The organism is Croceibacterium segetis, from assembly GCF_011320115.1.
Lineage (GTDB): Bacteria > Pseudomonadota > Alphaproteobacteria > Sphingomonadales > Sphingomonadaceae > Croceibacterium_B > Croceibacterium_B segetis.
The window spans coordinates 1-705 of record NZ_JAANOZ010000036.1; the positions used below are offsets into that span (position 1 = coordinate 1).

1 protein-coding gene is annotated in these 705 nt (G+C 62.4%); it reads right to left on the reverse strand.

What is annotated here, in order from left to right; genetic code table 11:
* On the reverse strand, positions 1–692 hold a 692-nt coding region (ctrA, locus tag G7B69_RS16635; protein WP_166181299.1), incomplete at its 3' end, for a response regulator transcription factor CtrA.
* Positions 693–705 lie beyond the last annotated feature (13 nt).

Here is a 705-nt window from a genome sequence, read left to right on the forward strand (position 1 = left end):
GCGGCTTCCGCCTCTTCGCCCGGATCGCGCAGCACGTAGCCGCGGCCCCAGACGGTTTCGATGTAATTCTCGCCGCCGCAGGCGCTCGAAAGCTTCTTGCGCAGCTTGCAGATGAACACGTCGATGATCTTGAGTTCGGGTTCGTCCATGCCGCCGTAGAGGTGGTTGAGGAACATTTCCTTGGTCAGCGTGGTGCCCTTGCGGAGCGAAAGCAGCTCCAGCATCGCGTATTCCTTGCCGGTCAGGTGGACCCGGGCGCCGTCGACTTCGACCGTCTTGGCGTCGAGATTGACCGCCAGCTTGCCGGTGCGGATGACCGACTGGCTGTGGCCCTTCGAGCGGCGAACCACGGCGTGGATGCGGGCGACCAGCTCGTCGCGGTGGAAGGGCTTGGTGACGTAGTCGTCCGCGCCGAAGCCGAACGAGCGGATTTTGGAGTCCATCTCGGAAATCCCCGAGAGGATCAGCACCGGCGTCTGCACCTTGGCCACGCGCAGCTTCTTGAGCACGTCGTAACCATGCATGTCGGGCAGGTTGAGGTCGAGCAGGATGATGTCGTAATCATACAGCTTGCCGAGGTCCAAGCCCTCCTCGCCGAGATCGGTCGAGTAGACGTTGAAGCCCTCTGTCGTCAGCATGAGCTCGATCGCCTTGGCGGTAGTCGGCTCGTCCTCGATCAGCAGTACGCGCATTGCATATGCCCCC